This window comes from Veillonella dispar (assembly GCF_937975875.1).
Lineage (GTDB): Bacteria > Bacillota > Negativicutes > Veillonellales > Veillonellaceae > Veillonella > Veillonella dispar_B.
In genome coordinates this window covers 1-5,685 of the sequence record NZ_CALJSP010000102.1, presented here as the reverse complement: position 1 = coordinate 5,685, position 5,685 = coordinate 1, and the positions used below count along the sequence as shown (strand labels likewise).

Annotated in this window: 8 protein-coding genes; all 8 read left to right on the top strand. The window is 39.7% G+C overall.

The features are described from left to right. The coding region (locus tag Q7P05_RS04750; protein WP_303930799.1) for a branched-chain amino acid transport system II carrier protein at positions 1-665 on the top strand (665 nt) is incomplete at its 5' end. Positions 666-806: 141 nt separating this feature from the next. Further along, positions 807-1,880 carry an iron-containing alcohol dehydrogenase family protein gene (locus Q7P05_RS04745; RefSeq protein ID WP_213467254.1) on the top strand — a complete coding sequence of 358 codons (1,074 nt, stop codon included), beginning with the start codon at positions 807-809 and terminating at the stop codon, positions 1,878-1,880. A gap of 44 nt (positions 1,881-1,924) precedes the next feature. Next, on the top strand, positions 1,925-2,161 hold the full coding sequence (locus tag Q7P05_RS04740) for a DUF1653 domain-containing protein (RefSeq protein ID WP_005385326.1): 237 nt from the start codon (positions 1,925-1,927) through the stop codon (positions 2,159-2,161). An 8-nt stretch (positions 2,162-2,169) separates the two neighbouring features. Then, positions 2,170-2,946, top strand: coding sequence for an HAD family hydrolase (locus Q7P05_RS04735; protein ID WP_303930798.1), 777 nt, complete (start codon positions 2,170-2,172; stop codon positions 2,944-2,946). 226 nt (positions 2,947-3,172) lie between these two features. Beyond that, a complete protein-coding gene (locus Q7P05_RS04730; RefSeq protein ID WP_105084982.1) occupies positions 3,173-3,814 on the top strand; it encodes a peptidylprolyl isomerase in 642 nt (213 codons plus the stop codon). Continuing rightward, positions 3,804-4,085 carry a GIY-YIG nuclease family protein gene (locus Q7P05_RS04725; protein WP_295825500.1) on the top strand — a complete coding sequence of 94 codons (282 nt, stop codon included), beginning with the start codon at positions 3,804-3,806 and terminating at the stop codon, positions 4,083-4,085. The genes Q7P05_RS04730 and Q7P05_RS04725 overlap by 11 nt, the downstream gene beginning before the upstream one ends. A 52-nt stretch (positions 4,086-4,137) precedes the next feature. Continuing rightward, the gene (locus tag Q7P05_RS04720) at positions 4,138-4,596 is read left to right on the top strand and encodes a DUF1934 domain-containing protein (RefSeq protein WP_303930796.1); all 459 of its coding nucleotides are present in this window, start codon (positions 4,138-4,140) and stop codon (positions 4,594-4,596) included. Beyond that, on the top strand, positions 4,562-5,685 hold a 1,124-nt coding region (gene argS / locus Q7P05_RS04715; protein ID WP_303930794.1), incomplete at its 3' end, for an arginine--tRNA ligase. The genes Q7P05_RS04720 and argS, both read left to right, overlap by 35 nt.

Sequence of the window (5,685 nt, the reverse complement as noted above, 5' to 3'; positions counted from 1 at the left end):
GCGCTACATCTCGTGCGGTTATTACAAAAACAGTAATGGAAGTAGGCGCTATTGCAGTAGGCCTTCTCGGTATTGTGTATGTATTTATCGCCAACATCGGTGCTACTAGTGTAGAACGCTTTGGTTTGTTCGATACAGGGGCGCCTGTCCTTTCTACAAGTGCTAACTATTTATTTGGTGATTTTGGACAAATAATTCTGGCTATTATCGTTCTCTTGGCTTGTTTGTCTACAAGTATTGGTTTAATTACTTCTTGTGGTACATACTTCCATAAGTTGACACCAAAAATTAGCTATAAGTTATATGTAGTTATTTTCTCTGTTGCTGCATTTGGCCTTAGTATGTTTGGCTTGAAGACAATCATTAGTGCAGCCATTCCTGTATTGATGTTATTGTATCCATTGACAATTGTAATCATCTTATTGGCGCTTGCAAACAATGTATTTGGTGGACGTCGTTGCATATATGCATGGACGATTGGTTTTACAATGATCTCTGCACTTATGACTGGCTTAGAAACAGCTGGTATTGCACCAGATGCTTTAGAGAGATTGTTTACTCAATATATTCCGTTCCAAGCGGCCGGTATGGGTTGGGTAATCTTTGCCATATTAGGCTTCATCGTAGGTCTTATTCATAAAGGCCTTGTGTCTGATAAAAAATAATATAATTAAAGGTTCTATGCTTTCGTTTTGGTGAAAGTATAGAACCTTTTTGTGTCTTAAGGGTTGTCATATAAAATTGATTTTGTGAGTAGAAGTTTCTATAATAAGAATATAGATGATGAAGGAAGGAAGGAAGATTTTATGCGTAGTACTCATTGTTTACCTAGTTATAGTTTTGGCGGTCATGAGGTGTTCGATGCTATTCCCAAATTTACAAAATTATATGGTAAGTCTGTAGCTATCATCGGTGGTGAGACAGCTCTTTCTAAAGCTTTGCCACACATTCGTCCAGTGCTTGATAAAGCAGGGATTAAAGTGCTAGATATTATTCACTTTGGTGGAGAGTGTACTTTCGCTCGAGGTAAGGAAATTGCACAAATGGCTTCTGTAAAAGATGCGGACTTTATGTTTGCTGTTGGTGGTGGTAAGGCCATGGATACGGTAAAAGTAGTAGCTCTAGAGTTAGATGATAAACCATTCTTTACAATTCCGACCATTGCCTCTACTTGTGCTGCAACGTCAGAAGTAGCAGCTGTATACACTGCAGAGCATACTTTTGATGACGTAGCCTTTGTAAATCATCCTCCTGTGCACTGCTTTATTGATGCTGATATTCTCGTAGAAGCACCAAGCCGTTACTTGTGGGCGGGAATGGGAGATACTATTGCAAAACACTATGAAACTCATCTTTCTGCTCGCAATCGTGAGCAAGATTATAATACTCAGTTAGGCCTTACTCTAGCTTCTATGTGTAGTGAACCAATTTTAGTACATGGTATACAAGCCTATAAAGACAGTCAAGCTAAAAAACGTAGTGATGCATTTGATACCATTGCTATGACTGTTATCTTTACTACCGGTATTGTATCGGGTTGTGTTCCTATGGCATATAATAGTAATATGGCTCATGCTGTATGTTATGGCTGTGTTACTAATAAAGAAACAGAAGAAAACCATTTGCATGGTGAAATGGTAGCATATGGCTTACTTATTTTGTTAACCGTTGACCAACAAATGGATGAATTACAACGGTGGTTGCCAATATACCGCGAATTAGGTTGGCCTACTAAACTTTCACAGTTAGGTCTTACTGCATCGCATATTCCTCAAATTGTTGAAAAGGCTACATCTGTTCATGATATTGATGTATCTCCGTACAAAATTACAGCAGATATGTTGACTAAGGCTATTCAATACATGGAATCTCTTGATTAATATAATTTGTAACCGTTTGTGTATGTTATGTGATGAGGTTATAAATGCGAAAAATTGTAAAGGGTGGCTTATATCGTCATTTTAAAGGCATGTACTATTATGTGTTAGATGTTGCAACTCATTCGGAAACGAGTGAACAGTTCGTAGTGTATCAAAAATTATATGATCAACGTGACTTATATGTACGACCACTAGATATGTTTTTGAGTGATGTGGATCAAGAAAAATATCCTGATGTAGAGCAGAAAGAGCGATTTAAGTTAATGAGCGGACGTGATTAGGAGGGCCTGTGGAACAGAAATTTTTCTTTTTCGATATCGATAATACATTAGCTGTGTGGCCGGAAGGTAAAATTCCTGACAGTGCTCAATATAGCTTAGATGAATTAAAGCGCCGTGGCCATCGGGTGGCACTAGCAACAGGCCGTATCCAAGTAGATGCAAAGCGTTTTGCGGAACAAGCGGGGCTTACAGATTTTGTGGCAGACGGCGGACATAGTGTTACTGTTAATAATGAACTAGTGTCCATGATTGGCATGGATCGTGACGCATGCATTAACTATTTGGAATATTTAGAGTCCCACAATATTCCTTGGGCTGTAACAGATCGGAATAAATTAGGCCGAATTACGCCGTATAAGGAAATATTAGATTGGCATCCGAATTGGGATGTTTTTAAAACGACAGTAGATCCTAATTTTGACTTTCATAATGTAGAAGAGTTTTATAAGATTTATGTGTTCTTTAAAGAAGGGGAAGAAGAGGAGAAAGAAATTGAGCATATGACACATAAGCTCATCCGTTATGGTGATGGCTGTGTTTTGTATGAACCAATGGAAAAAGCCTTGGGCATTCGTAATATGCTGGATTATTTTGGCATGAAGCCTAATCAAGCTGTTGTCTTTGGCGATGGGTATAACGATTTATCCATGTTTAGACCGGAATGGCTTAACATTGCTATGGGAAATGCACGCCCTGAATTAAAAGAAAAAGCCGATTATATCACTACTGATTGTGATAAGGACGGCATCTATAATGCGTGCAAGCATTTCAAGTGGATTGATTGAGTTCTAATGTCCTCATTGTAGACTAAAAAACTGAACAATTTGATGGTAAATAATGACTGATCTATAACTGAAAGTATAAGGTTATATAAATTGGTAAATTTAATAATTATTTAAACCAAATTTTCTCTAAAACATGATATACTAAAAAAGAGCCGCTCACGGGTTGAGCGGCTTTTCTATGTGAATTTTACATACATGTTAGTATAAACAATATATTGGGGGAACTATGAACTGGAAACGCTTGGCTTTATGCGCAATGTTGGGGATTACAATGCTTGGTACAGCAGCTTGTGGTACAAAAAGTGGGGAACAACCACAAGGAAATACTGTAAAAGCAGAAACGGTAGCTATGCCTAACTTCTCTAATGCGCCAATCGCTGATGAGTATGCTATTTTTGATACAAATTATGGTCAATTCAAAGTTCGTTTGCTAGGCTCTAAAGCACCTATTACGGTAAAAAACTTTGATTACTTAGTAAAAAAAGGTTTCTATAATGGTGTTACATTCCATCGCGTTATCGAAGGCTTTATGATTCAAGGCGGGGATCCAGATGGTACAGGTGCTGGCGGTCCAGGCTATACAATTCCTGATGAGTTCTCCAATGATTTACACTTCAATAAAATGGGCGTTCTTGCCATGGCAAACCGAGGCCCTAATACAGGTGGTTCTCAATTCTTTATTACATTGGGACCTACAGATTGGTTAGATAACAAACACACTATCTTTGGTACCGTAGTACAAGGTATGGATGTAGTTGAAAAAATTGGCAAAGTAAAAACTGGTCGCAATGATAAACCAGTAGAGCCAGTAATCATCAATACTATTACGTTGGAACCGATTACTGATGATGCAAAAAATGGCAAATAAGGAGGCCAAGTCTGAAGAGCGGCACTACGTGTACTTGGTGCGTTGCGCAGATGATTCCTTGTATTGTGGGTGGACCACCGATATTGAGCGCCGTATAGAGGCTCATAATGGGCTTATTCCAGGCGGTGCTAAGTATACGAGAGGGCGACGTCCTGTTACATTGGTGTATTCTGAAAGCTTTCACAATAAACAAGATGCACAACGTAGAGAATATGCCATAAAACAGATGACAAAGACTAAGAAATTGCGACTCATTGAGGGTGCAAAATAGTCTTTGATTATGGTATAATATGATGATTAATTACTGCCATGGAGGTTGAAAAATGAAGCGGGTTCTAGTGTCCGTAAAAAGTGTACAACGAGATATGGACGGCAAGGATACCGTAGTGGAACTGATTTCCCCAGGTACATCACATGAAAAGGGTAATGCTCAGTATGTGCGTTATGAAGAATCTAGTGTGACTGGCTTAGATGGGGTAAAGACGACCATTAAAATCCATGATGACTCTATTGTATTGCTTCGAACAGGGGCTGTGAATATGCGTCATCAATATGTCCGTGGTGAAGAGCGCGAATCCGTGTATGAAACACCGTATGGTGATTTGCACATGGCCGTGAATACTCATGAATTAACAGTAGACTTTCACGACGGCGTAGGTCATGTTCATTTAGGATATGATATTTCCGTCGAAGGTGAATGGCAATTTTATAATCAGTTAGATATAGACGTGCGGGAGGATATAGAGCATGGACATGAAGGAAATCCTGAAATCGGGGATTGAACAGGCATTACAAGATACGATTAACAGCGGTGGCTTACCAGCTGGGGAATATCCAGAAATCGTTCTCGAAGTGCCACCTCAAAAAGAATTCGGTGATTTTTCTACAAATATCGCTATGCAATCCGCTCGTGTAGCTCGTCAAAACCCTCGTGCTATTGCAGAGGCTTTGATTAGTCATATGAATTTTGATTGGCTCGAACGCGCTGAGGTTGCTGGTGCAGGTTTCATCAATTTCTTCTTGAAATCTGATATGGTATACGATACGTTGAAAGCTATTTTAAATGCTGGCGATCAGTATGGTGTTCAACCATTGCGTGCACGCGATACGATTCAAGTAGAGTACGTAAGTGCGAACCCAACAGGTCCGTTACATGTCGGACATGGTCGTGGTGCTGCGTATGGTAGTGCACTTGTAAACTTGTTGCGTGCAGCAGGTTACAATGTACAATCCGAGTACTACATCAATGATGCAGGTAACCAAATCGATAATATGGCTATCTCCATTGAGTACCGTTTCCAAGAGTTGCAAGGTGCTACATTAGTGTTCCCACCTAAGCGCAACGAAGATGGTTCCATGCCTGAATTCGATATTCCAGAAGGGGCTCTCGTATTCCCTGAAAATGGCTACCGTGGTCCTGATATTATCGAGACTGCAAAAGCTATTGCAGAACGCGAAGGCTTCGATAAATTAAATACTATGAACGAAGCTGATCGTGTAGCATTGTTTAAAGAAGAGGGCTTAAAAGAAAAATTAGCTCGCTTAGAGGAAACATTAAGCAATTTCCGTGTTACTTTCGATAATTGGTTCTCTGAACGTACAGTTCATGAAACTGATGAAATTCATCACTCCGTAGAGGCCTTAAAGGCTCTTGGTAAAGTGTATGAAAAAGACGGTGCTTTGTGGTTGAAATCCACTGACTATGGCGACGATAAAGACCGCGTAGTTATCCGTGATAATGGAGTTCCTACATATTTGGCGGCGGATATCGCATATCACCGCAATAAATATGATCGTGGCTTCAAAGAAATGATCGATATTTGGGGCGCTGACCACCATGGCTATGTATGCCGTGTTAAAGCTGCTATGGC